The organism is Rhodoplanes roseus, from assembly GCF_003258865.1.
GTDB lineage: Bacteria > Pseudomonadota > Alphaproteobacteria > Rhizobiales > Xanthobacteraceae > Rhodoplanes > Rhodoplanes roseus.
This window is the reverse complement of record NZ_NPEX01000050.1, coordinates 29,101-31,878: the sequence shown is the minus strand read 5'-3', so window position 1 is coordinate 31,878 and position 2,778 is coordinate 29,101. Positions and strand designations below refer to the sequence as shown.

Here is a 2,778-nt window from a genome sequence, read left to right as displayed (position 1 = left end):
CCGCCGTCCATCATGTTCGCCATCATCGGGCCGAAGGTCTGCATCAGCCGGGCATAGCGCTTCTTGCCCATGCGCTGCTTCATCATCTCCATCAGCGGCGCCATCTGGGTCATCATCTGCTCCTGCCCGCCGCCGCCGAAGCCGCCGAAGCCGCCCATCTGGGCTTTTGCCGGGGCGGGCGCGGCCAGCACCACGATCACCACGGCGGCCGCGCAGCCGAGTCCGCCCGCCCGGGCGCCCGCGACGCGGGTGCCGGCACGTCCCTCGAAGATTCCTCGCATGCCATGTCCTCCTCGGACGGCGGAAGGGCCGTCGCCTGCTGCTCCGGCCCCCTCCCGGATCCCCGCTCGGAGCTTGCGTGCATCGGCGCGGCCGGGCGGTTCACGCCGGCCGCTCCGGTGAGGCTGCCTTATTCGTGTAAAACAGGAGCCGCACACTCCGGTGAGGACCCGGCCGAATCGCGCCGGATCGCCGCGGGAGGGGACCCCCATGCCGGAGACCACGCTCGGCCGCTTCGACGTCTTCACGGCCTACGGCACCATGCATCTCGTCACCGTGCTGGCCTGCTTCGCCGCCATCGCGGCCGTGGCGGTGGCGGCCCGGCGGCTCGGGCCGGAGCGCGAGCCGCGATTGCGCCTCGGCCTCGGGGTGTTCGCCTTCCTGGTCTGGGGCGCCTACAACCTCGCCTGGAACTGGGGCGGCATCGACATGCTGACGGGCCTGCCGCTGCACATCTGCGACGTCGGCGGCCTCATCGCGCCGCTCGCCCTGCTGACGCAGAAGCGGTGGCTGCGTGCCACCCTGTATTTCTGGGCCTTCGCCCTGACCACCCAGGCCTTCATCCAGCCGACCCTGACCCAGGGACCGGCCTCACCGCTGTTCTGGGGCTTCTGGATCGCCCATTCGATCATCTTCGGCTACGCCGTCTACGACATCGCCGTGCTGGGCTTTCGGCCGGACTGGAGCGACTTCCGCCGCGCCGCCGCCTTCACGATCGCCTATGTGGCCGTGGTCTTCGCGGTGAACGTCGCGCTCGGCTCGAACTACGCCTATGTCGGCAACCCGGCGGACCAGAAGCTGGTACCGCCCTTCGTCGCCCTGCTCGGCCCGTGGCCGGCCCGGGTGCTGGTGATGTCGGCGCTCGCCGGCATCGGGTTCCTGCTGGTGTTTTTGCCCTGGCGCTTCCTGGGGAAGCCCGCCGTGGCCGACCCGGAGGTCGAGCCGGAGGCGGCCTGAAGGCTGACGGCGAATGAAGTCGGCGGCTTACCAGGAGCCGCCCGCTTCCCAAGAGCCGCCCGTTGCTCTAGGACACGGCCCTTCCGCAACCACCGGCCGTTTCCGATGCAGACCCCCGACCCCGCCACGACCGACCGCGCGCCCGACACCCGCGCCACGGATCCCCAAGCCGTCCGCAAGGTGAGCTTCGTCTCGCTCGGCTGCCCCAAGGCGCTGGTCGATTCCGAGCGCATCGTCACCCGGCTGCGGGCCGAGGGCTACGAGCTGACCCGCACCCATGCGGGCGCCGATCTGGTGCTGGTCAACACCTGCGGATTTCTGGACAGCGCCAAGGCGGAATCGCTCGCCGCCATCGGCGACGCGCTGGCCCAGAACGGCAAGGTGGTGGTGACCGGCTGCATGGGCGCCGAGCCCGAGGCCATCACCGAGAAATTCCCCAACGTGCTGGCGATCACCGGACCGCAGCAATACGAGAGCGTGATGGAGGCGGTGCACCGCGCCGTGCCGCCCGCCCATGCGCCGTTCATCGACCTGGTGCCGCCGCAGGGCGTCAAGCTCACGCCGCGCCACTACGCCTATCTGAAGATTTCGGAAGGCTGCAACAACCGCTGCAGCTTCTGCATCATCCCGAAGCTGCGCGGCGACCTGGTCTCCCGCCCCGCCGCCGACGTTCTGCGCGAAGCCGAGAAGCTGGTGGCCGCCGGCGTGAAAGAGCTGCTGGTGATCTCGCAGGACACCTCGGCCTACGGCGTCGACCTCAAATACGCGACCAGCGTGTGGCGCGACCGCGAGGTGCGGGCCAAGTTCCTGGATCTCTCCGCCGCGCTGGGCGAGCTCGGCGTGTGGGTGCGGCTGCACTACGTCTACCCCTACCCTCACGTCGACGAGGTGGTGCCGCTGATGGCCGAGGGGCGCGTGCTGCCCTATCTGGACATCCCGTTCCAGCACGGAGCGACGTCGGTGCTGCAGCGCATGCGCCGCCCGGGGGCGCAGGAGAAGACGCTTCAGCGCATCGCGCGCTGGCGCGAGATCTGCCCCGACATCACGCTGCGCTCGACCTTCATCGTCGGCTTCCCGGGCGAGACCGAGCAGGAGTTCGACGAGCTGCTCGACTGGCTCGACGAGGCCTCGCTCGATCGCGTCGGCTGCTTCAAGTACGAGCCGGTGCGCGGCGCGCCGGCGAACGATCTCGGCGATGCCGTGCCGGACGAGGTGAAGGCGGAGCGCTGGCACCGCTTCATGCAGCGCCAGCAGGCGATCTCGGCGCGGCGCCTCAAGCGCAAGGTCGGCAGCCGCCAGCAGGTGATCATCGACGAGGTCGGCGGCACCATCGCCAAGGGCCGCAGCAAGGCCGACGCGCCGGAGATCGACGGCGCCGTCTACGTCGCCTCGCGCCGCCCGCTGCGCATCGGCGAGATCGCCACCGTCAAGATCGAGCGCGCCGACGCCTACGACCTGCACGGCACGGCGGTGGGGTTCTGACGGCGGGCCGGACAGTCGCGGATCGCCTCGTCCTGAGGAGCCCGCGCAGCGGGCGTCTCG

At 70.4% G+C, this 2,778-nt stretch carries 2 protein-coding genes and 1 pseudogene; 2 read left to right on the top strand and 1 reads right to left on the bottom strand.

The features are described 5' to 3' along the window. Nucleotides 1-281 (bottom strand): annotated as a pseudogene (locus CH341_RS09955) (hypothetical protein); the annotation flags it as partial. A gap of 208 nt (nucleotides 282-489) precedes the next feature. Between CH341_RS09955 and CH341_RS09950 the strand changes: the two are divergent. Beyond that, entirely contained in the window at nucleotides 490-1,236 is a 747-nt protein-coding gene (locus CH341_RS09950; protein ID WP_111418882.1) for a YwaF family protein, read from the top strand. Nucleotides 1,237-1,341: 105 nt separating this feature from the next. Then, nucleotides 1,342-2,718: a 30S ribosomal protein S12 methylthiotransferase RimO gene (gene rimO, locus CH341_RS09945; RefSeq protein WP_111418881.1), complete on the top strand. Its 1,377-nt coding sequence runs from the start codon at nucleotides 1,342-1,344 to the stop codon at nucleotides 2,716-2,718. Nucleotides 2,719-2,778: the final 60 nt, after the last annotated feature.

Bases quoted from the DNA above. Each gene is read 5' to 3' on its own strand.
- rimO (WP_111418881.1), top strand. From the start codon at position 1,342: ATGCAGACCCCCGACCCCGCCACGACCGACCGCGCGCCCGACACCCGC.
- CH341_RS09950 (WP_111418882.1), top strand. From the start codon at position 490: ATGCCGGAGACCACGCTCGGCCGCTTCGACGTCTTCACGGCCTACGGC.